Origin of the sequence: Halosimplex marinum (genome assembly GCF_051414075.1) — an archaeon.
In the GTDB taxonomy this organism is placed as follows: Archaea; Halobacteriota; Halobacteria; order Halobacteriales; family Haloarculaceae; genus Halosimplex; species Halosimplex marinum.
Genome location: NZ_JBLKNY010000005.1, coordinates 353,379 through 373,548 on the forward strand (window position 1 = coordinate 353,379; position 20,170 = coordinate 373,548).

Annotated in this window: 26 protein-coding genes; 16 read left to right on the top strand and 10 right to left on the bottom strand. The window is 70.1% G+C overall.

Annotated features, from left to right (window positions below; translation table 11 throughout):
* Positions 1 to 27: 27 nt before the first annotated feature.
* The 3 genes from ACMGFI_RS15135 (at position 28) to ACMGFI_RS15145 (ending at position 3,096) form a co-directional block, all read left to right on the top strand.
* The gene (locus tag ACMGFI_RS15135) at positions 28 to 1,119 is read left to right on the top strand and encodes a DoxX family protein (RefSeq protein ID WP_436910652.1); all 1,092 of its coding nucleotides are present in this window, start codon (positions 28 to 30) and stop codon (positions 1,117 to 1,119) included.
* Between the two features lie 85 nt (positions 1,120 to 1,204).
* On the top strand, positions 1,205 to 1,543 hold the full coding sequence (locus tag ACMGFI_RS15140) for a DUF6176 family protein (protein ID WP_436910654.1): 339 nt from the start codon (positions 1,205 to 1,207) through the stop codon (positions 1,541 to 1,543).
* Positions 1,544 to 1,632: 89 nt separating this feature from the next.
* Positions 1,633 to 3,096 carry an RtcB family protein gene (locus ACMGFI_RS15145; RefSeq protein ID WP_436910655.1) on the top strand — a complete coding sequence of 488 codons (1,464 nt, stop codon included), beginning with the start codon at positions 1,633 to 1,635 and terminating at the stop codon, positions 3,094 to 3,096.
* A gap of 75 nt (positions 3,097 to 3,171) precedes the next feature.
* Here ACMGFI_RS15145 and ACMGFI_RS15150 read toward each other — a convergent pair whose 3' ends face one another.
* The gene (locus ACMGFI_RS15150) at positions 3,172 to 3,657 is read right to left on the bottom strand and encodes a type IV pilin N-terminal domain-containing protein (protein WP_436910656.1); all 486 of its coding nucleotides are present in this window, start codon (positions 3,655 to 3,657) and stop codon (positions 3,172 to 3,174) included.
* A gap of 154 nt (positions 3,658 to 3,811) precedes the next feature.
* Here ACMGFI_RS15150 and ACMGFI_RS15155 point away from each other — a divergent pair, with 154 nt between their 5' ends.
* Positions 3,812 to 4,663, top strand: a complete 852-nt coding sequence (locus ACMGFI_RS15155) for an eIF2B alpha/beta/delta subunit family protein (protein ID WP_436910657.1) — start codon at positions 3,812 to 3,814, stop codon at positions 4,661 to 4,663.
* Between the two features lie 90 nt (positions 4,664 to 4,753).
* On the top strand, positions 4,754 to 5,866 hold the full coding sequence (locus tag ACMGFI_RS15160; protein ID WP_436910658.1) for a mechanosensitive ion channel family protein: 1,113 nt from the start codon (positions 4,754 to 4,756) through the stop codon (positions 5,864 to 5,866).
* A gap of 10 nt (positions 5,867 to 5,876) precedes the next feature.
* Here ACMGFI_RS15160 and ACMGFI_RS15165 read toward each other — a convergent pair whose 3' ends face one another.
* Both ACMGFI_RS15165 and ACMGFI_RS15170 read right to left on the bottom strand, forming a co-directional pair.
* Positions 5,877 to 6,278, bottom strand: coding sequence for a universal stress protein (locus tag ACMGFI_RS15165; protein WP_436910659.1), 402 nt, complete (start codon positions 6,276 to 6,278; stop codon positions 5,877 to 5,879).
* Between the two features lie 97 nt (positions 6,279 to 6,375).
* A complete protein-coding gene (locus tag ACMGFI_RS15170) occupies positions 6,376 to 7,731 on the bottom strand; it encodes a bifunctional metallophosphatase/5'-nucleotidase (RefSeq protein WP_436910660.1) in 1,356 nt (451 codons plus the stop codon).
* Between the two features lie 104 nt (positions 7,732 to 7,835).
* On the opposite strand from ACMGFI_RS15170, the gene ACMGFI_RS15175 reads away from it, so the two are divergent.
* The 5 genes from ACMGFI_RS15175 to ACMGFI_RS15195 all read left to right on the top strand — a co-directional run bounded on the left by ACMGFI_RS15175 (position 7,836) and on the right by ACMGFI_RS15195 (position 10,277).
* Positions 7,836 to 8,075, top strand: a complete 240-nt coding sequence (locus ACMGFI_RS15175) for a DUF5816 domain-containing protein (RefSeq protein WP_436910661.1) — start codon at positions 7,836 to 7,838, stop codon at positions 8,073 to 8,075.
* 183 nt (positions 8,076 to 8,258) lie between these two features.
* Complete coding sequence (locus tag ACMGFI_RS15180) at positions 8,259 to 8,567, top strand: DUF7116 family protein (RefSeq protein ID WP_436910662.1); 309 nt, start codon at positions 8,259 to 8,261, stop codon at positions 8,565 to 8,567.
* A gap of 100 nt (positions 8,568 to 8,667) precedes the next feature.
* On the top strand, positions 8,668 to 9,306 hold the full coding sequence (locus ACMGFI_RS15185) for a hypothetical protein (RefSeq protein WP_436910663.1): 639 nt from the start codon (positions 8,668 to 8,670) through the stop codon (positions 9,304 to 9,306).
* The gene (locus tag ACMGFI_RS15190; RefSeq protein WP_436910664.1) at positions 9,303 to 9,956 is read left to right on the top strand and encodes a DUF2238 domain-containing protein; all 654 of its coding nucleotides are present in this window, start codon (positions 9,303 to 9,305) and stop codon (positions 9,954 to 9,956) included. Before ACMGFI_RS15185 ends, ACMGFI_RS15190 begins: the two co-directional genes overlap by 4 nt.
* Before the next feature lie 120 nt (positions 9,957 to 10,076).
* On the top strand, positions 10,077 to 10,277 hold the full coding sequence (locus ACMGFI_RS15195; protein ID WP_436910665.1) for a dodecin: 201 nt from the start codon (positions 10,077 to 10,079) through the stop codon (positions 10,275 to 10,277).
* Here ACMGFI_RS15195 and ACMGFI_RS15200 read toward each other — a convergent pair.
* The 6 genes from ACMGFI_RS15200 to ACMGFI_RS15225 form a co-directional block, all read right to left on the bottom strand.
* Positions 10,274 to 10,645 carry a HesB/IscA family protein gene (locus ACMGFI_RS15200; protein WP_436910666.1) on the bottom strand — a complete coding sequence of 124 codons (372 nt, stop codon included), beginning with the start codon at positions 10,643 to 10,645 and terminating at the stop codon, positions 10,274 to 10,276. The genes ACMGFI_RS15195 and ACMGFI_RS15200 overlap by 4 nt on opposite strands.
* 79 nt (positions 10,646 to 10,724) lie before the next feature.
* A complete protein-coding gene (locus ACMGFI_RS15205) occupies positions 10,725 to 11,228 on the bottom strand; it encodes a GNAT family N-acetyltransferase (protein ID WP_436910668.1) in 504 nt (167 codons plus the stop codon).
* Positions 11,229 to 11,309: 81 nt separating this feature from the next.
* Positions 11,310 to 12,653: a histidinol dehydrogenase gene (gene hisD, locus ACMGFI_RS15210; RefSeq protein WP_436910669.1), complete on the bottom strand. Its 1,344-nt coding sequence runs from the start codon at positions 12,651 to 12,653 to the stop codon at positions 11,310 to 11,312.
* Between the two features lie 105 nt (positions 12,654 to 12,758).
* The gene (locus tag ACMGFI_RS15215) at positions 12,759 to 13,949 is read right to left on the bottom strand and encodes an ArsR/SmtB family transcription factor (protein WP_436910670.1); all 1,191 of its coding nucleotides are present in this window, start codon (positions 13,947 to 13,949) and stop codon (positions 12,759 to 12,761) included.
* 93 nt (positions 13,950 to 14,042) lie between these two features.
* A complete protein-coding gene (locus ACMGFI_RS15220; protein WP_436910671.1) occupies positions 14,043 to 14,807 on the bottom strand; it encodes a DnaJ domain-containing protein in 765 nt (254 codons plus the stop codon).
* A 114-nt stretch (positions 14,808 to 14,921) separates the two neighbouring features.
* A complete protein-coding gene (locus tag ACMGFI_RS15225; RefSeq protein WP_436910672.1) occupies positions 14,922 to 15,113 on the bottom strand; it encodes a hypothetical protein in 192 nt (63 codons plus the stop codon).
* A gap of 190 nt (positions 15,114 to 15,303) precedes the next feature.
* On the opposite strand from ACMGFI_RS15225, the gene ACMGFI_RS15230 reads away from it, so the two are divergent.
* A complete protein-coding gene (locus tag ACMGFI_RS15230; RefSeq protein ID WP_436910673.1) occupies positions 15,304 to 16,143 on the top strand; it encodes a CPBP family intramembrane glutamic endopeptidase in 840 nt (279 codons plus the stop codon).
* Positions 16,144 to 16,147: 4 nt separating this feature from the next.
* Here the strand turns inward: ACMGFI_RS15230 and ACMGFI_RS15235 are convergent, their stop codons facing one another.
* Positions 16,148 to 16,540 (bottom strand): hypothetical protein, encoded by a 393-nt coding sequence (locus tag ACMGFI_RS15235; RefSeq protein ID WP_436910674.1) that lies wholly within the window; start codon positions 16,538 to 16,540, stop codon positions 16,148 to 16,150.
* Positions 16,541 to 16,737: 197 nt separating this feature from the next.
* Between ACMGFI_RS15235 and ACMGFI_RS15240 the strand changes: the two genes are divergently transcribed.
* The 5 genes from ACMGFI_RS15240 to ACMGFI_RS15260 all read left to right on the top strand — a co-directional run bounded on the left by ACMGFI_RS15240 (position 16,738) and on the right by ACMGFI_RS15260 (position 20,170).
* Complete coding sequence (locus ACMGFI_RS15240) at positions 16,738 to 17,100, top strand: hypothetical protein (RefSeq protein ID WP_436910675.1); 363 nt, start codon at positions 16,738 to 16,740, stop codon at positions 17,098 to 17,100.
* A complete protein-coding gene (locus tag ACMGFI_RS15245; protein WP_436910676.1) occupies positions 17,101 to 17,430 on the top strand; it encodes a hypothetical protein in 330 nt (109 codons plus the stop codon).
* 123 nt (positions 17,431 to 17,553) lie between these two features.
* Complete coding sequence (locus tag ACMGFI_RS15250; protein ID WP_436910677.1) at positions 17,554 to 17,829, top strand: DUF433 domain-containing protein; 276 nt, start codon at positions 17,554 to 17,556, stop codon at positions 17,827 to 17,829.
* The gene (locus tag ACMGFI_RS15255) at positions 17,826 to 18,194 is read left to right on the top strand and encodes a DUF5615 family PIN-like protein (RefSeq protein WP_436910678.1); all 369 of its coding nucleotides are present in this window, start codon (positions 17,826 to 17,828) and stop codon (positions 18,192 to 18,194) included. The genes ACMGFI_RS15250 and ACMGFI_RS15255 overlap by 4 nt, the downstream gene beginning before the upstream one ends.
* Before the next feature lie 365 nt (positions 18,195 to 18,559).
* Positions 18,560 to 20,170, top strand: a complete 1,611-nt coding sequence (locus tag ACMGFI_RS15260; protein WP_436910679.1) for a GMC family oxidoreductase — start codon at positions 18,560 to 18,562, stop codon at positions 20,168 to 20,170.

The following is a 20,170-nucleotide window of genomic DNA, read 5'->3' on the forward strand; positions in this document are numbered from 1 at the left end:
ATCCCGGACCGACACCAACCGGCGGGCATGGACAGACCGGGCGTGCGGTCGGGTTCGGCCCTGCTGGTGGTCGGCATCGCGCTCGCGACGCTCGCCGGCCGGGCGAGCGCGCACGTCGACTACGTGACCGACGCGCCGACGGCGACGCGGGACGCGGTCGAGTTCGCCGCCGAGGTGCTCGCGGACCCGCTGAACCTCGCGCTCGTCGCGGGTGGGACGGTCGGCGTCGTCGCGCTCCTGGCGGCGCTGTTCGTGACCCGGCCGACGGTGCCCGACATCGAGGCGCTGCGGGCCGCCCTGGCGGACTACCGGGAGTACGTCCCGTGGATGCTGCGGCTGAGTCTCGGGCTGCCGCTCGTCGGCGCCGGGTTTGCCGGGTACCTCTTCAGCCCGGCCGTCCCCGCCGAGGCACGGGTCCTCCAGGTCGGCCTCGGCTTCCTCCTGCTCTTCGGCCTGGCGACGCGGGCGGTCGCCGCGGCCGGCCTCCTGACGTATCTCGCCGCCCTGGCGTTCAACCCGGCGCTCGTGCTCGCGGTCGAGTACGTCCCGGGCTTCGTCGCCATCATCCTCCTCGGGAGTGGACGCCCCAGCGCCGACCACATGCTCGGCGTGGTTGCGGGCTCCTCCGGGACCTACTACGGGCGGATCGACCCCGTCCGTGGCGTCGCCGAGCGGTTCGCCGAGCGGATCGAATCCCACGAGCGCTACGTCGCGACCGTCCTCAGGGTCGGTGTCGGCCTCGCGTTCGCCTACCTCGGGCTCGTCGAGAAGCTCGCCAACCCCTCCCGGGCGGTCCAGGTCGTCGACAGGTACGACCTGACGGCCGTCGTCCCGGTCGACCCCGGCCTGTGGGTGCTCGGCGCCGGCCTCACGGAGATCGGCGTCGGTCTGCTGCTGGTCGTCGGCTACTACACCCGCGGCGCGGCCGCCGTCGCGTTCACGATGCTCGTGCTGACGCTGTTCGGCCTGCCGGACGACCCCGTGCTCGCCCACATCACGCTGTTCGGCATGATCTCGGCCATCTTCACGCTCGGCGGCGGCCCGCTCTCGCTCGACGCCTGGCTGAGCGCCGCCGGGGACCGCGACCGGGACCGCGACGCGGTTCCGAGCGCCGACTGACCCGCCCGACCGGAGGTGCGGACCGCGTAGGGCGACACGGACGACCGCGTTCTTTATCCCCCGCTGATACGACGGCCGAAACGGGATGCCGGAAGTCACGCTCGCCCGCGCCCGCATCGAGGACGGGAAGGCGGACCGACTGCGCTCGTGGTTCGAGGAACTGCAGGAACGCGAGTCGGAGGTCGTCGCAACGCTCCGCCACGAGGGCGTCTACACGGAGACGGCGTTCGTCCGCTCGACCGACGAGGAGGCCTACCTCTACGTCTACATGGAGGCCGAGGACCTGGCGGCCGCCGACGAGGCCGGCGACGAGGAGGCGTACGATATCGACGAGGAACACCACGAGGTACTGCGCGAGACGCTGGTCGGCGACTGGGAACCCCTGGAGACGATCGGCCACTTCACGAACCCTGACCTCCGGTGAACGGGCGCTCCCGAACCGCGGGCGCGGCGACCGATCCCGCCTCGGGAGACAGCGAAACCGATTTCGGCGCGCCGGGCGGACACTCGCGTATGACCACCTACGACGCCGACGGCATCACCCTGGAGAAGGTGAGGGACTACGTCTGGGAGATCCCGCAGGAGGGCGAGATGAACGTTCCCGCGCGGGTGCTCGCCAGCGAGGAACTGCTCGACGAGATCAGCGAGGACAAGACGCTCCAGCAACTCAAGAACGCGACGCACCTGCCGGGCGTCCGCAAGTACGCGGTCTGTATGCCCGACGGCCACCAGGGCTACGGCTTCCCGGTCGGCGGCGTCGCCGGCATCGATGCGGAGGATGGCTGTATTTCGCCCGGAGCAGTGGGCTACGACATCAACTGCGGCGTCCGCATGATGACGACGAACCTCACCTACGCGGACGTGCAGGGTCGCGAGGAGGAACTCGTCGACGCGCTGTTCGCGAACGTTCCGTCGGGGCTGGGCGGCGGCGGCGTCTTCGAGGGGTCGATGGACGACGTGGAGGCCATCCTCGACCGCGGGATGGAGTGGGCGCTGGAGGAGGGCTTCGCCGTCCCCGAGGACCTCGAATACTGCGAGGACGAGGGCGTTCGCCACGATTCGGACCCCAGCAAGGTCTCCCAGAAGGCCAAGGACCGCGGGAAGAACCAGGTCGGCAGCCTCGGCAGCGGCAACCACTTCCTCGAAGTCCAGCGGGTGACCGACGTGTACCGCGAGGACGTGGCCGCCGACTTCGGGCTGGAACCCGACCAGATCGTCGTGCTGATCCACTGCGGCTCGCGCGGGCTGGGCCACCAGGTCTGTACGGACTACCTTCGGGACATCGAGCAGGCCCATCAGGGGCTGCTCTCGCAGTTACCGGACAAGGAACTGGCGGCGGCGCCCGCCGGCTCGCAGCTCGCCGAGGACTACTACGGCGCGATGTGCGCGGCCATCAACTTCGCGTGGGTGAACCGCCAGCTCATCACCCACCGCACCCGCCAGGTCTTCGAGAAGGTGTTCGACCGCTCGTGGCGGGACATGGAGATGGACCTGCTGTACGACGTGGCCCACAACATCGCGAAGAAGGAGACCCACGAGGTGGAAGACGGCGAGGAGCGCGAGGTGTACGTCCACCGGAAGGGCGCGACGCGGGCGTTCCCGGCCGGCCGCGAGGAGGTGCCGCCGGCCTACCGCGACGTTGGCCAGCCCATCCTCATCCCGGGGAGCATGGGCGCGGGGAGCTACATCCTGCGCGGCGGCGAGCAGTCCCTCTCGGAGACGTTCGGGTCGACGGCCCACGGGGCGGGCCGGCTGATGAGCCGCACGCAGGCCAAACAGGAGTTCTGGGGCGGCGACGTGCAGGACGACCTGCGCGAGCAGGACCACGTCTACGTCAAGGCCCAGAGCGGCGCGACCGTCGCCGAGGAGGCGCCCGGCGTCTACAAGGACGTCGACGAGGTCGTCCGCGTCTCGGACGCGCTCGGCATCGGCGACCGCGTCGCGCGCACGTTCCCGGTCTGCAACATCAAGGGTTGAACACCGAGTCGAGCCGGGACAGGTCGGCGGACGCGGTCGACGACCCGACAGATGACGGGGACGGACTCCTCGCCGTCACCCTGTCCCGTTCCAGCGGTCGAGGACCGTCTCGTTGCCGGCCGGCGGGGCGTGGACGACGGCGATCCGGTCGCCCGATCCGACCGGCTCCCCGTAGGCGTTGCGCCGGCTGAGCTGGACGGTCGATCCGGGCGTGACACTGCTGTTCTCCGGCGCGTTGGCGAGTTCGTGCCACGGCACCGACCGCTCGCTACTGCGGAGGGTGAGGTTGCTCGCCGTGAAGTTGTCCCCCCGGTCGTGGGTGACGACGAGTACCGACGCGCTATCGAGGTACTGGAAGGTGAAGTTCGCGTTCGGCCCCGGATTCCCCGAGCCGGAGTCGACGAGCACGTACAGCCCCACCGACCCGGTCACGAGCAGCGTGATCCCGACCAGGATGGCGACCCCGGTGAACTCCGAGACGCCGCGGTCGCCCCCGGGAGGACCGCCTGGCTCGCTCCCGCCGCGGTCGGTTCGTCCCCGTCGCGGGTCGCCACCGGTCATGTACTCACGATAGCGCGAGACGGGACGAAAACAGCTTCGGCGGGAGTATCAGAATCGATAGAGGCGGGCGGCCGGTTCGCGGCCGGGCGGGCTTCTCCGTCGGGTCTGATCGGCAGGGGGAAAGCCTTTGACCGCGAGCGGCGACGGTCCTACCATGATCGACGAGACGGTCGAGGAGATCGCGGACATGCAGACGCACAGTTCGTCCGTCGTCGCGGTGAAGGCGGCCGAGGCGCTGCTCGCGCTGACCGAGCGGGAGTACCCGACCGTCGAGGAGTACGTCCGGACGCTCGAACGCAACAGCCACGCGCTCCGGCGGGCCAACCCTTCTCACGCATCCCTCCAGACTACCCAGCGGGAGGTCCTCTCGACCGTCGAGGACGCCGACGCCGACTCCGTCGACGCGGCCAAGGAGCTGACCCGCGAGGCCGTCGAGTCGGTCGTCGACCGCGTCCAGTCGGCCAAAGACCGGGCCGCCGAGCGGGCCGTCGAGTACCTCGAAGACGGGACCACGCTGCTGACCCACGACTACTCCTCGACCGTCCTCGAGGCCATCGAGCGGACCGTCGACGCGGGGACCGAACTCGAGGTGTACTGCTCCGAGGCGCGGCCGCGCTACCTCGGCCGGAAGATGGTGCGGACGCTGGCCGACCTCGACGGCGTCGAGGCCCACCTCATCGTCGACGGGGCGGCGGGCCACTTCCTCCCGGAGATCGACCAGGTCGTCGTCGGCATGGACTGCATCGTCGAGGACACGCTCTACAACCGCATCGGCACCTACCCGCTGGCGGCCACGGCGAGCGACGCGGGCGTGCCCGTCCGCGTCGTCGGCGCCGAGGCGAAGATGGTCACCGGCGGGTTCGCCTTCGAGAACGAACACCGCTCGGCCAGCGAGGTGATCCGCGAACCCGCCGACGGCTTCGCCGTCGAGAACCCCGCCTACGACGCGACCCCAACCCGACTGCTCGACGCCGCGATCACCGACGAACAGGTCCACGAGTTCTGAGACCGGGGTCCCCGGACGGGGTCGATCCGCCGCCCTCCGCCGGACCGCCTGTGACACAACCCTTTTGCCGAGCGGAGTGGACACCACGCCATGGTCCAGTGGCTGCGGGCGCTGGCGGTCGCGGTCGCCCAGACGGGCGGCGGGGCCGGCGGGACCGCGACGGCCGAGGGGACGGCGACGACCCCGTCGTGGCTGCCCGACGAGGTGGTGCGGGTCCTCGACGCCACGCCGACGCCGGTCGTCCAGCTCGCCCAGTCGCTGGTCGTCATCGCCCTCGCCTACGCCGTCTCGCAGTTGCTCGTCAAACTGCTCGGCCGCCGGATCGCCCGCCGGTTCCGCCGGCCGAGCCTCACGCGGACGGCGCTGCGCGGCATCCGCGGGATCGTCTTCCTCTTCGCGGCGTTCACGGTCATGGGCATCTACGGCTACGGCCTCGCCGACCTGACGCTCTCGGTCGCCGTCTTCTCGGCGGTGGTGGGTGTCATCCTCGCGCCCATCGTCGGCAGCGTCATCAGCGGCGTCTTCCTGCTGGCCGACCAGCCTTACGAGATCGGCGACATGATCGAACTCGCCGACCGCAACCAGCGCGGGTTCGTCGAGGACATCACGCTCCGGTACACCAAGATATTCACGCTCGACAACACCTTCCTCGTCATCCCGAACGGGACGATGCGCGACCGCGACGTGGTCAACTACTCCGCCGAGGACACCCGCACGCGGCAGTCGCTGGACATCCTGGTCACCTACGAGAGCGACCTGGCCCGCGCCCGCCAACTCGCCGAGGACGCGGCCCGCAACGTCGACGACGTGGTCGGCGGGGGACCGCGGATCCGGGTCGGCGCGGCCCGCTATCCGGCGGGGCCGACCTGCTACGTCGACGAGTTCGGCGACCACGGGATCAACCTCCGGCTGCGCTACTGGGTCGAGGAACCCTACTGGCTGCTGCGGGTCCGCTCGCAGATCCAGACCGCCTTCGACGAGGCCATCGCCGAGGAGGACGTGGAGATAGCCTACCCTCACCAGCACCACGTCTTCGACGAGACGAGCGGCGAGATGCAGGTCGGGGTCCACGACGGACGGGCGGCCGACCGCCCGGAGCGACCGGATCGGGGGCGGTCAGAGCCGGGAGCGGGTGTCGACCCGTCTAAGCGACCGCCCGACCCCACGGAGAGCGACGGGGACGGTGACGACGGGCGGCGCTGAGAGTCACCGGTCAGCGTTCGGCGGTGACCACGTCGCAGTCCAGTTCGTCGCGCAGGAACGTCTCGATGTCGGGGTCGTCGACCAGCCGGCGGATCATCCGCCGCCAGCGGCCGGCCTGTTTCTTGCCGATGACGACGATGTCGGCGTCCTCGGCGACGATCTCGTCGAGTAGCGTCTCCTCGACGAGCAGTCCCTGGCGGACGACGTAGCGGGCGTCGGACAGCCGGCCGAACTCGCGCTCGACGGCGTCTTTCAGGTCACGGCGGGTCGGCTGGTGGTTGTCCTGGTACTGGTTGACGTGGAGGACGGTGAGCTGTCCGCCGCGTTCCTCGGTGATCTCGATCGCCCGCGAGAGGGTCGCCCGCGAGTGCTCCGAGAGGGGATACCGGACCGGGACGACGACCTGCGTCATTGCCCCGGTGTTGTCCGCCCCGGCGCCTGAACCTTTCCATTGCGTCCCGCGGTCGCTTTCCCCGGCCACTCCCCGGACGGTGGCGGCCCCAGTAGCGTCACTCGGCGGCGACCGCGTCCGGGATCCGCCCTTCCAGGCGGGCGTCGATGCCGAACTCGCGGGCGTACTCGACGATGACCTTATACTGGAGGCCGTAGCGCTCGACCGCGTGGGCCTCCGTCAGCGTCGGGAACTCCAGGTCGGTGATCAGGAGGTAGTTCGGGACCGCGAGCGTGTAGCGCTCGTCGTCGGCCACCGGCTCGCCGTCCACGTACGGCTCGTAGCCGCCGTCCTCGGCGGCGACGCGCATCCCGCTGACGTGGCCGTACCAGTAGTCGTCCAGGCCGTCGACGGCGCGGCCGTCCGCCTCGGCGACGACCGACCGGAGCTCCGCGCCGGTGACCGAGGTGACGACCACCGGCTCCTCGAACGGGCTGACGCTGATCAGGTCCGCGACCGTCACGTCGCCGGACAGGGGCGGCCCCTCGCGGATCCCGCCGCCGTTCTGGATGGCGGCGTCGGCGCCGGTCTTCCAGCGGTAGGCGTCGGCGACGAAGTTGCCGAGTCGCCACTCGCCGCCGAGTCGGCGCTCGCGGTCCCGGGAGAGGGGCCGATCGACGTGCGCGACCTCCTCGTCGAGGCCGCTAGCGGCGATCCGCTCGCGGAGGGCGTCGACGACGGCCGGGTCCGGGTCGGCGCTCCGAGTGTCGTGACAGGTCACCTCGCCGCTGTCGAGGTCGACCTCGTAGAGGTACCCCCCGGTCGCGCCCGGCCGGGTGAACGGCGTTCCGTCGACCGCGGTCGCGTGCTGGTGGTGGGAGTGACCGGCGAACACGGCGTCGACCCCCGTCTCCGCTGCGATCGCGCGGGCGTCTTCGTCGTTCGTGTGGGCGAGCGCGACCACGTACTCGGCGCCCGCCTCGCGGAGGCGGGGAACCTCGCGGGCGAGGGCGTCGACGGGCTCGCTGAACTCCAGCGCCTCGGTGCCGGGCGTCATCTCCGTCGTCGCCGGGTCGAGGACGCCGACGACGCCGACCGCCGCGTCGGCCAGCTCGACGAGGGCGCCGGCCTCGACGCCGGCGTCGGCGCCGAACCGCTCGCCGTCCAGTCCGACGTTGGCGAGCGTCCACCGCTGGGGCGAGTCGGCGACCACGCTCCGGAGCGCGTCGAAGCCGTGGTCGAAGTCGTGGTTGCCGGCCGTCTCGACGTGGGGGTCGACGGCCTCGAAGAAGTCCAGCGACTGGCGGCCGTCGGTCACGAGCGACAGCACGCCGGGGCCGGTGTTGTCGCCGGAGCCGGCGACCAGCGTGTCGGGGCCGCGGCGGTCCGCGACCAGTCCGGCGAGCCGGGCGACCCGCTCGGGCGTGTCGTAGGCGTTCTCGACGTCCGAGTAGTGGAGGACCCGGGGCGACATCCGTCGGATGGGAGTCCCTACGCGTTCATAGCGTCTTCGGTAGCGGACCGCCCGGTCCGGTCACGGACGGAAGGATTTTGGGCGGCCTTGCCCTCCCCTCGCACATGGAGACGAAGACCGGTCCCGGCGCGGAGACCCTGTACGTCGACACCGAGGACGCCGAACGCGGGTCGGACGGCCCCTTCTTCGTCGTCTACCGGTCGCCCGACCGGGAGCGCCGCTGGGGGTACTTCTGCGGCAACTGCGACTCGTTCCGGACCGCCATGGACTCGATGGGGCGGATCAAGTGCACCGACTGCGGCAACCTGCGGAAAGCCGAGGAGTGGGACGCCGCCCACGAGTGACGCCGTCCCGGCCATCGGGACCGTCACCGACCAGCGACCGCCGCGCATCACAACGACCGCCGCGTATCAGGCACTGTGGAGCCGGCGTAACCAGTCATTACCCGCGGACAGGACAGACTCGCGTCCCGGGCACCTGTAAACTGTAGGAACACTTATCCCGGTCGGCGTGGTATCGTGACACGAATGAGGGCTGTTACCAAGCACCTCGACGAGAAGGCCCAGTCGATCTTCGCGGATCTCGGATACACGGTAACCGACAGCGGCGGCGAGTACCTGGCCGAGCGGAAGTGGCGTGTCGTCCACGTCACGCCGGCCGAAGAGTTCGACGAGACGCCGGAGACAGGGGAGTATCGGTGTTTCGTCGCCTGGTCGGAGGACGTCCCGGAGCTCGAACGCCGCCTGAAGGCGGCCGACCCGGACTACGAGTGGGCGATCATGGGCGTCGACGAGGACGGCGACTACGAGGTCGCCTGCCACCGGAACGCAGCCTGAGCGCCCGGCGGTTTCTCCCGGCCCGAGCGACTCACCCGGCCCGAGCGACTCATCCGGCCGGTAGCGTTTCCTGTGTGGAGTCGAATCGGTCACGGTATAGATGGCACAACGGGACCTCGGCGAGCTGCTGACCGATACCCGGGTCAACGCCGGCGCTGCGTGGGTGCTGGTCGGCGTCGTCGGCCTGGTCTGTATCGAGAGCGCGCTCACTGGCGACCTGCTGTGGGCGGCCTTCGCCGCGACGGTCGGCGTCGTGGTCGCGCTGCCGGCGCTGTTGCTCCGGAACCCGCGCGCGATGCCGCCCGCCGAGGTCGTCCTGCTGGCCGGGCTGCCGGTGGTCGGCCGCGCCGTCGCGACGCTGCGGGTGACCAGCACCGTCGCGACCTACCTCTCGATCGCCGCGTTCGCGCTGCTGGTCGCCGTGATCCTCCACGAGTTCACGCCCGTCGAGATGAGCGTCGGCTTCGCCGTCCTGTTCGTCGTCGTCACCACGCTCGGCGCGGCCGGCCTCTGGGCGCTCGCGCGCTGGGGATCGGACGTGCACCTGGGGACGACGCTCCTGCTCGACCCCGGCCCGGACGGCGTCCTCAGCGACGCGGACCTCGAAGCCATCGAGCACCGCCTGATGGTCGAGTTCGTCGGCTCCGGGATCGCGGGGCTGGTCGCCGGGCTCGTCTTCCAGTTCTACGTCAGGCGGCGGGCGCTGGTCGAGGGCCGGATCCGGGGTGAGACGGCGTGAGGATCCGAGACCGCCTCGGCATCTCGGCGCGTCGCCAGCGCCAGCTCACCTGGCTGATGGAGCTGGTCATGCTCGGCGTCTTCCTCTACGGCCTCTGGAAGCTGAACGTGAAGATCATCGCCAACGCCGGCGTGGCGCTGCTGATCGCCCAGCTCGTCCCGGTGCTGGAACGGGACTACGGCGTCCCCCTCGACGCCGGACTGACGCTGTGGATCACCAGCGCCGTCTTCCTCCACGCCTTCGGGACCATCGGCACCGGCGGCGAGAGCTTCTACGTCTCGATCTCCTGGTGGGACCACATGACCCACGCGCTGTCGTCGTCGGTCGTCGCCGGCGTCGGCTACGCCACCGTCCGCGCGCTCGACGAACACTCCGACCAGATCAACCTCCCGCCGCGGTTCGTCTTCCTGTTCATCCTCATGTTCGTGCTCGCCTACGGCGTCTTCTGGGAGATCATCGAGTTCACCATCGGCCAGGTGGCCGCCCTGCTGGGAACCGACTCCGTGCTGACCCAGTACGGCCTGGAGGACTCGCTGTGGGACCTCGTCTACAACACGCTCGGCGCCGTCGTCGTCGCAACCTGGGGCACCGCTCACCTCAACGACGTCTCCCAGTACATCCAGGACCGGCTCGAACACCGGGCCGCCTGACATCCGCGGACCCGGTCGACCCCGCCCCGCCGAGGCGGGCGCTCGCCCGTCCGCGTAACTCGCCGCTGCTCTGTCACCCGGCCGAAGCTTTTGTACCGTGGGGTCGTATCACACGTCGCGATGGTTTTCAAGAAGATCACGCTGATCGGGACCAGTACAGAGAGCTTCGACGCGGCCGTCGACGACGCGGTCGACCGCGCGGAGGACACCCTGCAGAACGTCAAGTGGGTCGAGGTCGAGGAGATGGGCGTCGAGGTCGCCAGCGTCGAGAACAGGGAGTACCAGGCCGAGGTCGAGGTGGCGTTCGAGCTGGAAGACTAGGTGCGGAAGCTCTCGCCGCAGCCGCACTCGCTGACGACGTTGGGGTTCTCGACGTGGAACCCCTCGCCCTGGAGCCCGCCCTCGAAGTCGAGGACCGACCCGCCGACGTAGTCCATGCTCGCGGGGTCGACGAACACCCGCAGGTCGTGGTGTTCGTAGACGGTGTCGTCCTCGTCGGGTTCGTAGTCGAAGCGCATCCCGTAGGACAGCCCCGCGCAGCCGCCCTGCTGGACGAACAGCCGCAGCCCCGCCACGTCCGTGTCCATGTCCTCACCCTCCAGCAGCGACAGGGCCTCCTCGGCCGCTGCCTCCGTGACCTCGATGCCCTCGCCGCCCAGGTCGGGGTCGGACTCCGTCGTGGAACTCATACCCTTGAGTTCCGTCCCGAACGTGTTAACCCTGACGGCGACGGGTCGCTCGGCGGCGGTCCGCGCGACCGCGACCGCGCTACAGCCGCTTCTGGAAGATGTACTCGGTCGCGGTGGTGTCCCCGAACTCGGTCTCCTGTTCGTCGACGCGCTCGAAGCCGACCGCCTCGTAGAAGGCGACGCCGCGGTCGTTGCCCGCGAGCACCTCCGCCTCGTAGGCGGTCACGTCGCGGTCGTACAGCGCCTGCTCGACCTCCGCGACGAGGTTGCGTCCGATCCCCTCCTGCCAGTGGTCGGGGTCGACGTACAGGCGGTAGACCTGGTGGACCCGGCGGGGCGGGTGCGGGCCGACGTGGGCGTAGCCGACGACCTCGCCGTCGACGGTCGCGACGAAGAAGTCCTGGGCGTCGTGTTCGACGCCGGCCTCGATGGCGTCGTCCTCGTACCACTCGTCGAGCGTCGACTCGACCGCGTCCTCGCCGAGGATGTCGTCGTAAGCGGCGTGCCACGCCTCGTGGGCGACGCGCTGGATCCCGTCCACGTCGCCGGCGTTCGCGGGCCGGTAGCGCACGTCCTCTGTCATGCACGACCGAACGACGCTATCGCAGAAAGACCTGACGACCCGCGACGCGGCCGGTCCCGAACCCGGCCCGGTAATCCGGCGCTACTCGCCCGCGCTCCCGGCGCCTGCACCGGGGTCGTCGCCGTCGTTCGCGTCGTGGCTGCCGTTCGCGTCGTCGCCCTCGAAGCGCGCGTCGACGCTGTGGGCGTGGGCTTCGAGCCCCTCGGCGTCCGCCAGGGTCGTGACGGTGTCGCGCAGGTCGCCCAGCGCGTCCGCGGAGAGGCGCTGGACCGTGGTCGAGCGGAGGAACGTGTCGACGGAGAGCCCGCCGGTCACCCGCGCCTTGCCGTTGGTCGGGAGGACGTGGTTGGTCCCCGTGGCGTAGTCGCCGGCTGCGACCGGGCTGTAGGGACCGAGGAAGGCGCTGCCGGCGCTCGGGACCCGGTCGAGCAAGGCCTCGGCCTCGGCAGCCTGGATCGAGAGGTGCTCGGGTGCGTACTCCTCGGCGAACAGCACGGCCTCGGGCATCGACCGGGCGAGGAAGACGCCGCTGGCGTCCCGGTCGAGGGCCGCGCGGATCGTCTCCTCGCGGTCGCGACCCGCGGCGTGGTCGTCGACGGCCGCGGCGACGGCGTCGGCCGTCTCCTCGTCGTCGGTGACGGCGACGACGGAACTCGTCTCGCCGTGTTCCGCCTGGGCGACCAGATCCGCGGCGACCAGCGAGGGGTCGGCCGTCTCGTCGGCGACGACCAGCACCTCGCTCGGGCCGGCGAGGAAGTCGATCTCCACGTCGCCCCGGACCTCGGCCTTCGCCGCCGTCACCCACTGGTTGCCCGGGCCGACGACCTTCTGGACGGCGCCGACGGTCTCGGTGCCGTAGGCCAGCGCGGCGACCGCCTGCGCGCCGCCCATCTGGTAGACGGCGTCGGCGTCCGCCACGTCGATCGCCGCGAGCGTCACCGGGTTCAGCTCCTCGGCCGGCGGCGTCGCGACGACGACGTGTTCGACGCCAGCGACGACCGCCGGGATCACGCCCATCAGGACGCTGGAGGGGTAGGCTGCGGTCCCGCCGGGGGCGTAGACGCCGACGGACTCGATCGGCCGGAACCGCCGGCCGAGTTCCCGCCCGTCGAACTCCTCCGTCCAGTCCTCGGGGAGCTGGCGCTCGTGGAACTCGCGAATGTTCGCTGCCGCGTCCTCGATGGCTGCCCGGGTCTCCTCGTCGACCGCCTCGGCGGCCCCGTCGACCCGGTCGGTCACGTCGATGTTGCCGACCTCGACGCCGTCGATCTCCCGCGAGAGCTCCCTGAGCGCCACGTCGCCCTCCGACCGCACGCGGTCGACGATCCCGCGGACGTCGTCGCGGACCCCCTCGACCCCCGCGTCGCGGTCGAACAGCGCCGCCCGCTCGTCGGGACCGAGCGCGTCCACGCGTCGCACGTTCATACCTCGCCGTTGCCGCGACTGGCCCATACGCCTTGCTATCGTGACCGGGCGAGCGCGGACAGTCGCTGGAACGGCGAGCGTCGGGAACCCCCGACCGCTCCGAAGTCACCCCTGGACGTACCACCAGGCCGTGACGACGAGGATCATGAACAGGCCCCCGAGGAAAAAGGCGACCGCGGGGTCGGCCAGCAGGGGGTCGCCGCTCGCGGCGACCTGCCGGGCACCGTCGACGGTCTCTGCGGGGACCTGCGTCTCGGCGTCGAGCGTGATCGTCCCCGAGTCCATCCCCGTATCGGTCGGCGCGGCCGACGGCGGATCCGTCGGCGTGGGAGTCGACTGAGGCGTCGCCGTCTCCGTCGCGGTGGGCGTCGAGGTCGGGGCGGGCGTCGCGGCCTGGGTTTCCGTCGGCGCGGATGTCGGCGAGGGCGTCGCGGCCGGCGTCGGCGTCCCCGCAGGAGTAGGGGACGGGGTCCCCGCCGGCGTCGCCGACGCCGTCTCCGCGGGGGTCGGCGACGGGGTGCCCGCGGGCGACGGCGTGCCGGACGGGGCCTCGGTCGCGGTGGCGGGATCGGGCGTCGGACTCGGGGTCCCGCCGCCGGCGTCGGTCGTGTCCTCGCCGCCGAAGATCCCCACCTCGCCGTCGCCGGTGGTCGTGGCCTCGCCGGCGCCGTCGCCCGCGTCCGCGCCGTCTCCACCGTCACCGCCTGCACCGCCGCCGTCGCCGCCGTCGCCGCCGGCTGTACCGCCGGCGCCGTCACCGGCGGCCGTCCCCCCGCCGTCGCCGCCACCCGCTCCGCGGTCGGCGCCGGACTGCGACCCCATCCCGAACGAGACGCCGTAGTCGCCGAGGCGGCCGCCGGACTCGCCGAACAGCCGCCGGACGGCGAGGCTCGCGACCGCGAGCAGGCCGACCGACCCCAGCAGGCGCGTCAGCGCCGTCTTCAGCCGCGAGCGGTCGTGTTCCTGGCCGGCGAACAGCACGAGCGCCTCGCTCGCCGGCGCGTAGATGGTCATCTCCGTGCCCTTCTCGGAGTACCCCTCGCCGGCGGGCTGGATCAGTTCGGCGTCCTCCAGGCGCTCGACGTGGTAGTGGACGTTCTGGAGGGAGGTCCCGACTTCGTCGCGGATCTCCGGCGGCGTCTTCGGCTCCTCGTACAGCGTCGCGAGGATCTTCCGCGCGGTGTCCGACGAGAGCGCCGACAGCGCCTCCTCGGTCGCGTCGTCGTCGAGGTCGAGGACCTTCGGCTCGTCGGGCGTCCGCGTCGGCTCCGACTTGAACGGCAGCAGACGACCCATTACCCTAGCACAGATGGCCGAGCGTAATGGGCTTTCCCAAAAGACAAAAACTCGTTTGAAACTCGAACCCGTCCCAGAAGCGCCGAGCGACCGCTATCGGTATAGCCGCGTGAGTATGTGCAACGACGACAGAACCACCGCCAGCCCCACCTCGCCGATGAGCACGAACAGCAACGCCGCCGACCGCTCGGCCGGCGGCAGGACGACCGCGTAGACGTACCAGCCGGTCCCGACCGCAAGCGAGAGGAACAGCGCGTGGACCGGGATCCACGGCCCGAGCCGGCGGAGCGCGGCCAGCGCGCGCCGCGTCGCCTGACCCGACGACCGCCCGGCGCCCGGAGAGCGCTCGGCGGTCCCCCAGAAACTGGTCGCGGCGTACGACCCGGACGGCCGCCGGGTCCGCCGTCGCCTCCCGGTGTTCGATGGGTCGGCGCTCGCGGGGCGACGACGCCGATTCTCCGTGGCCGTCTTCCGGTCCGATCCGTTCGCCGGCGACTCGTCTGTCGCGTCGCGAGTGCCACCCCGGTCTCGGCCGACCGTCTCGCGGGCGTCACGAGTCCCGGTCGTCGAGCTGTCGGCCGTCGACGCGGCCGCCGCCGACGCCTCTGTCGTCCAGAGGGCCGAATCGGCGTGCGCTGCCACGTACGCGCGGTGCCCGAACCGGTCGTACCGGGCGCGTTCGGTCGGGTCGAGGAGCGTCTCCTTCGCCGCGGTCAGTCGCTTGAATCGAACGGCCGCGTCGGGGTCGGAACTCACGTCCGGGTGGTGGTCCTTGACGCGCTCGCGGTAGGCGGCGCGGATCGCCTCCTCGTCGGCGTCGGGTCCCACCCCGAGGACGCCGTAGAACGTCCTGCTCATACACCCAGTGACGGCTTCGCACGGTTCTTTCGGCTTCACCTACAAATTTCTACCGGAGAGGTCAGCCCGTTGAAATCGCGTGCGCCCCGCTCGAAACCGTCCGAACGCCGCTCGTCAGGGCTCAGTGCGCCTGCCGCCGTCCGCGACCGCGCGGCTGCCGGTCGCGGTCGTCCGGCCGGTCTCGCCCAGTTCGGGGTGACAGTCCTCGCAGACCCAGGATACCGTCCGGCGGGTCATCGTCTCCGTCCGCTCGCGTCGCCGCCACGCGCGGAACACGTCGTCGCCGCAGTGGTCACATTCTACCATCGTACCCGAACGTGTGACAGACGTTCACATATATCTTGCCCTGAAACGGGTATTGACGCCCGGGAAGCCGTAAGATCACCTTATACGTTCGCGCGGGTCGGTCGCCGCCCGTCGGTCGGTCGATACCTCCGACGGCTGCCCCCCGGGAGGGAATCGCTTTTGGGTGCGACGGGTGTATCGGCGGGTGAGAATGTCAACGAGTGACCGGTCCCCGCTCCGGACGGCCGTCGCGCTGGTCTCGGCGGTCGGCCTCGGCGGCGGCGGACTCCTGCTCGGGTTCCTCCTCGTCTCCGTCGCCCTGGCCGTCCTGACCTACGGGCTCGGCATCGAACTCTCGGCCAGCGCGCTGATCGTCCTGAGCCTCGTCTTCGTCCAGGGGGTCGGCTGTGCCGGCGTCGCCCTCGCGTACCTCAAACTCCGGCCGGCCGTCGGCCCGGAGATCAGGTCGATCCTCGGGTTCGACGGCGTCCCGGGGCCGTTCGACATCGAGGCCGACCTGCCGGACCTGCGCGGCGTCGCCATCGTCGTCGGCGGGTACGTGGTCGCCCTCGCCGCCGCCTTCGGCGGGTCGATCCTCGTCACGCTCCTGCAGGTCGACACCGGCACGAACCAGGCCGCCGAGATCGGCATGGAGAACCCCGAAGTCCTGCTGATCCTGATCCCCGCGTCGATCCTCGTCATCGGCCCCGGCGAGGAACTGCTCTTCCGCGGGGTCGTGCAGGGACGGCTCCGCGAGGTGCTCGGTCCCGTGGCGGGTATCATCCTCGCCAGTTCGGTCTTCGCCGGCCTCCACTGGTTCGCGCTGACCGGCGGGTCGGCCGCCGGCAACCTCGTCGCGCTGGGGGTCCTCGTCGGCCCTTCGCTCGTGTTCGGAGCGGCCTACGAACTCACCGACAACATCGTCGTGCCGTCGCTGATCCACGGGATCTACAACGCGACGCTGTTCACGCTCCTCTACGTCGTCATCGTTTTCAGCGACCAGCTTCCGGACCCACAGAACGCGACCTCGGCACTCCTCGCCGTCCTCTGATCCCCTACAGCACCGACAGCACGAAGAACAGCGGTGGATACACTCCAAGTACGGTTGCGCTGACGACGCCCATGCGGGCGCTCGCCGTCTCGGCGTTCCCGGCGACTCGGCCGGTGGCAGTCACGTACGCCGAGGAGAGCCCGACGACCGAGAGTGCCAGCGTCACGGCCCGTCCCACCAGTCCCCAGCGGCCGACGGTTGCGAGCGCGTAGCCGAGCCCGACGAACAGCCCCGCGGCCAGGGCGAAGAACACGACCGTCTCGAACACCGGTTCGGGGGGCTCGTCCTCGCCCTCCCGCGGCGGTGGTTCGTAGTGGCGGCGCGTGACGACCGCGACGGCGGCCGCACCGCACAGCGAGACGACCGCGATGGCCGCGGTTTCGGGCTCGACTGGCATCGTCGTGCCGTTCGAAACGACGTGTCTTAACGGTGGGCGACTCGCGGCGAGGCGGTCGCTGTCCGTCGGAATCGTGTCGCCCGGAACACTACCGGGGGAGAATCTACTAGTAGACGTGGTAGAAGTGTTCCCGACTCAACCGCCTGTAGCTCCGGCACAGCAGTACATTCATTACATCAGCACGCTAAGTACTCCGTATGCCAGTTCGTATCGAGGAGTTCGAAACGGGGGACCTACCAGACGGTCCGAGCGTTCCCGAGCAGGTACTCGTCTATTTGTATACGAACCGGGACAAGGCGTTCACCCGCTCGGAAATTGCGACCGGAGTCGGCGAAGATCCGAACACCGTTGGAACCGCGCTCTCCCGATTGAAACAGCGTGATCTCGTCCGACACAAGGGCGAATACTGGGCGATAACCGAGGACCTGGGTCGGGTACAGGATGCGTACGATCTCCATGCTGCAACGGAACAGCTCGATGACGAGGATGAGGGCATCGATCCGGACGAGTGGGACGCCGTCGCTCCCAGCGAACCACACCCGAGTGAACGGGACCGATAAATGCAACCGGAGCGAGGAGATGTCGTTCGGAGTGCCGATCCGTTCAAGCTGGGCGAGGAGCGTCAGCGTCCGTGGTTGATCGTCAACAACAGTTCGCACCCGTTCGACGGTGAGCAGTCTCTCGCGGTCGCGATCTCGACCAAGGAGTACGAACACTCGATCGCATTGGGTTCCGACGTGTGGGAAGTCGGCGGCGTTCCGCGCGAGTCGTTCGTCTCGCCGTGGGCAGTCCACTCACCGCGAACCGAGGACCTGATTGCGTGGCAGGGTCGCGTCACCGACGAATTCGTCGGTACCGTCGCCGACGAGATCGGGACGTATCTCCGGTAATTCGAAATGTACGCCCGGAACACTACCGGGCGAGAATCTACTAGTAGGCCTGGTGAAAGTGAAACGGGCACGAGAGGGAGCTACGCCAAAGACGTATAAACGAAGGCGACCCTACACGGCTGTATGACGATCACTCGTGACGACGACGTGCTCGGCGGGGAACCCCGTATCGACGGGACGAGAGTCGGCGTCCGTCACGTGGCCGCGCGAGTGATAGATAGCGATCAATCGCCTGCGTACGTCGCTGACCAGCTCGATCTCTCTCTCGCGGAGATCTACGAGGCACTGTCGTACTACTACGGTCACGTCGAGCAGATGCGCGATCTCGAACGAGAGAACGAGGATGCGTTCGAGCGTGTCCGCGAATCCTCGCTGAAGCCAAAAGAGACTATCCAGTGACGGGAGGTCGGATTCTGCTGGACGAACACGTCGGTCGGATCTTCGAGCGACTGCTCTACGAACGCGGATACGACGTCGTTCAAGCGAAAGACCAGTTCGGAGAACACACGACCGATGTCGAACTCCTCCAGTGGTGTGCAGACGAGACCGTCGTCTTGCTCACGAACAACGCCAAGGATTTCGAACCGCTCCACCGAACCCACGACCATGCTGGAATGTTGCTGTACTACGACCAGAGACTCCCCGACAACGACCCCGAGGGGCTTGCCCGAACAGTAGACGAGGTATTCAATCAGTACGGCTCGACGGGTATCGAGAACGAGCTCGTCGATCTCGACGAGTGGTACGAGTGGCTCCACGAGTGACTTGCGCGAGCGGAAGTGTACGCCCGGAACACTAACGACCGACATCATCCCAGGCGGCGTGCCGTGGTCAGCCGGGAAACCCTCGTGCCGGGCGGGTCGCCCTACCGGGCGACCGAACGCCGAGGCGCTTCGGCCCCTCGGCTGGCCGGCGCTTGCGGCGCCACTCGGTGTCGCGTGCCCGGGTTCGCCGCGCTGTCATCGCTCCCGTTCGGGTGCGCTCGGGCGGGGACTGAAGGCACGCACACCGACCTAGACGACCGGGAGGATTAAACACTCCGCACCGCCCGCGGCGACGCGCGGGCCGCGTCCCGGTCCGTGGAACCCGCATGGCAAGCCATAAGTTTAGGTTTGCCTAATCCGCTCGCATGAGCGCGACGGAGGGCGGCGTCGACCGGACGCCGAGCGAGCGGGCGGACGTGTGCGTCGTCGGTGCCGGTCCGGCGGGCGCGCTCGCGGCGAACCGCCTGGCCGGGCAGGGACACGAGGTGGTCGTCCTCGAGGCGGGGCCGCGGTTCGACTTCGCCGACCGCCGCGAGCGCATGGAGCGGGCGATCCGGCCGGCCCACGGGTCGCTGTCCGTCTGGGGGATGGGCGGCGAGCGCGACGCCCACAGCTCGACGGGCGAGCTGTTCTACCCGCTGAACGCGATGCGCGTGAAGGGCGTCGGCGGGTCGACGCTACACTGGCAGGGGATGGTGATGCGGCTCCACGAGTCGGACTTCCGGCGGCGCTCGCGCGACGGCGTCGCCGCCGACTGGCCCATCGACTACGAGGACCTGCGACCCTACTACGCCGAGGCCGAGTCCGCCATCGGCGTCGCGGGCGCGTCGGACAACCCCTTCGCGCCGCCCCGGGAGGACCCCCATCCGCTCCCCGCCTTTCCGCCCTCCTACAGCGACTCGCTGTTCGCGGAGGCCTGCGAGGAACTGGGGATCGCGACCCACTCCGTGCCCAACGCCCGCAACTCCGAGGCCTACGACGGCCGCGGCCAGTGCGTCGGCTACGGCACCTGCCAGCCCGTCTGCCCCTCGGGCGCGAAGTACAGCGCCGACCACACGATCGAGGCGGCCGAGGAGGCCGGCGCGCGCGTCCTCGACCGCGTCCCGGTCCAGCGGCTCGAAACGGACCGGAGCGGCGAGCGAGTGGCGGCCGCCGTCTACGCGACCCCCGACGGGACCGAGCACCGACAGGAAGCGCGGCAGTTCGTCCTCGCCGCCGGCGGCGTCGAGATTCCCCGGCTGCTCCTGCTCTCGAAGTCCGAGGCCCACCCCGACGGGCTCGCCAACTCCAGCGGGCTCGTCGGCCGCTACTTCATGGAGCACCTGTTCGCCGGGACCGGCGGGACGCTCGACCGGCCGACCCGGCAGAACCACGTCGGGTTCAACACCACCGAGACCCACCAGTTCTACGACAACGACTTCGAGGGCGTGGGGCCGATCAAACTGGAATTTTTCAACTACGCCGGTCCATCCCCCGTCGAGCAGGCGCTGGGCGCCGAGGAGTGGGGCGACGACCTGCTCGACTCGCTGCGGGAGAGCTACGGGAACCACGTCGCGATGGGCGGGCTCGTCGGCCAGCTCCCGCGGAAGTCCAACCGGGTCGCGCTCGACCCGTCGACGACCGACGACCACGGCAACCCGGTGCCGGATATCCGGTGGTCCCTGGACGACCGGACGCGGCGGTCGCTCGCGAAGGCCAACGAGATCCAGGGCCGCGTGATGGACGAACTCGGCGTCGACGTGGGGTGGACGGTCGGGCCGGACAACACCGGCCCCGCGGCCCACCACATGGGGACGACCCGGATGGGCGCCGACCCCGAGTCGAGCGTCGTGAACCCGCGCCTGCGGACCCACGACGTGGCGAACCTCTCGGTGGCCTCGTCGTCGGTGTTCGTCACCAGCGGCGCGATGAACCCCACGCTCACCATCGCAGCGCTGGCGCTGAAGGCGGCGGACCACGTCGACGAGGATCTCTGA

Bases quoted from the DNA above. Each gene is read 5' to 3' on its own strand.
- ACMGFI_RS15145 (WP_436910655.1), top strand. From the start codon at position 1,633: ATGACCACCTACGACGCCGACGGCATCACCCTGGAGAAGGTGAGGGAC.
- ACMGFI_RS15230 (WP_436910673.1), top strand. From the start codon at position 15,304: ATGTCAACGAGTGACCGGTCCCCGCTCCGGACGGCCGTCGCGCTGGTC.
- ACMGFI_RS15240 (WP_436910675.1), top strand. From the start codon at position 16,738: ATGCCAGTTCGTATCGAGGAGTTCGAAACGGGGGACCTACCAGACGGT.
- ACMGFI_RS15205 (WP_436910668.1), bottom strand. From the start codon at position 11,228: ATGACAGAGGACGTGCGCTACCGGCCCGCGAACGCCGGCGACGTGGAC.
- ACMGFI_RS15220 (WP_436910671.1), bottom strand. From the start codon at position 14,807: ATGAGCAGGACGTTCTACGGCGTCCTCGGGGTGGGACCCGACGCCGAC.
- ACMGFI_RS15165 (WP_436910659.1), bottom strand. From the start codon at position 6,278: ATGACGCAGGTCGTCGTCCCGGTCCGGTATCCCCTCTCGGAGCACTCG.
- ACMGFI_RS15235 (WP_436910674.1), bottom strand. From the start codon at position 16,540: ATGCCAGTCGAGCCCGAAACCGCGGCCATCGCGGTCGTCTCGCTGTGC.
- ACMGFI_RS15180 (WP_436910662.1), top strand. From the start codon at position 8,259: ATGAGGGCTGTTACCAAGCACCTCGACGAGAAGGCCCAGTCGATCTTC.
- ACMGFI_RS15200 (WP_436910666.1), bottom strand. From the start codon at position 10,645: ATGAGTTCCACGACGGAGTCCGACCCCGACCTGGGCGGCGAGGGCATC.
- ACMGFI_RS15195 (WP_436910665.1), top strand. From the start codon at position 10,077: ATGGTTTTCAAGAAGATCACGCTGATCGGGACCAGTACAGAGAGCTTC.
- ACMGFI_RS15215 (WP_436910670.1), bottom strand. From the start codon at position 13,949: ATGGGTCGTCTGCTGCCGTTCAAGTCGGAGCCGACGCGGACGCCCGAC.
- ACMGFI_RS15250 (WP_436910677.1), top strand. From the start codon at position 17,554: ATGACGATCACTCGTGACGACGACGTGCTCGGCGGGGAACCCCGTATC.
- ACMGFI_RS15155 (WP_436910657.1), top strand. From the start codon at position 3,812: ATGATCGACGAGACGGTCGAGGAGATCGCGGACATGCAGACGCACAGT.
- ACMGFI_RS15245 (WP_436910676.1), top strand. From the start codon at position 17,101: ATGCAACCGGAGCGAGGAGATGTCGTTCGGAGTGCCGATCCGTTCAAG.
- ACMGFI_RS15260 (WP_436910679.1), top strand. From the start codon at position 18,560: ATGAGCGCGACGGAGGGCGGCGTCGACCGGACGCCGAGCGAGCGGGCG.
- ACMGFI_RS15140 (WP_436910654.1), top strand. From the start codon at position 1,205: ATGCCGGAAGTCACGCTCGCCCGCGCCCGCATCGAGGACGGGAAGGCG.
- ACMGFI_RS15175 (WP_436910661.1), top strand. From the start codon at position 7,836: ATGGAGACGAAGACCGGTCCCGGCGCGGAGACCCTGTACGTCGACACC.
- ACMGFI_RS15170 (WP_436910660.1), bottom strand. From the start codon at position 7,731: ATGTCGCCCCGGGTCCTCCACTACTCGGACGTCGAGAACGCCTACGAC.
- ACMGFI_RS15225 (WP_436910672.1), bottom strand. From the start codon at position 15,113: ATGGTAGAATGTGACCACTGCGGCGACGACGTGTTCCGCGCGTGGCGG.
- ACMGFI_RS15135 (WP_436910652.1), top strand. From the start codon at position 28: ATGGACAGACCGGGCGTGCGGTCGGGTTCGGCCCTGCTGGTGGTCGGC.
- ACMGFI_RS15185 (WP_436910663.1), top strand. From the start codon at position 8,668: ATGGCACAACGGGACCTCGGCGAGCTGCTGACCGATACCCGGGTCAAC.
- hisD (WP_436910669.1), bottom strand. From the start codon at position 12,653: ATGAACGTGCGACGCGTGGACGCGCTCGGTCCCGACGAGCGGGCGGCG.
- ACMGFI_RS15160 (WP_436910658.1), top strand. From the start codon at position 4,754: ATGGTCCAGTGGCTGCGGGCGCTGGCGGTCGCGGTCGCCCAGACGGGC.
- ACMGFI_RS15150 (WP_436910656.1), bottom strand. From the start codon at position 3,657: ATGACCGGTGGCGACCCGCGACGGGGACGAACCGACCGCGGCGGGAGC.